The 342-nt window shown below is 55.8% G+C and carries 1 pseudogene; it reads left to right on the forward strand.

The annotated features are described in order from the left end of the window. A pseudogene (locus C5P05_RS34225) lies at nucleotides 1–241 on the forward strand (hypothetical protein); the annotation flags it as partial. Between the last annotated feature and the right edge of the window lie 101 nt (nucleotides 242–342).

Consider the following 342-nt stretch of genomic DNA (forward strand, 5'->3'; position numbering starts at 1 on the left):
GACTGTCGATCTGGAGACTGGTGTCATTGCGAACACGATGGGTCCGGAACTGCGTACCCAGGCCCTTTTCCGAGATCGTTTTATCGGCGTCGTGCGAATGGGACACTCGCTAAGTGACGGCGAGCTATTGCTCCGGCCCGATGAAGTCTCAAGCCGCATAACGCACCCGACGATCCTGGAAGTAGCCAATAACCCTCTCTGGATTTTTGTCGAGCGTATGCGTCCGGCCAACACACCTTGACCGTTGAACGGCTACTGGGATAGCGGCGTCCAGCGATGCGGCAACAGCTCATCAATGTGACTGTTCTTTTGCGTAGGCAGTCGTGCCAGAACATCCTTCAG

The sequence above is a fragment of the Rhodoferax ferrireducens genome (genome assembly GCF_003347515.1).
GTDB lineage: Bacteria > Pseudomonadota > Gammaproteobacteria > Burkholderiales > Burkholderiaceae_C > Rhodoferax.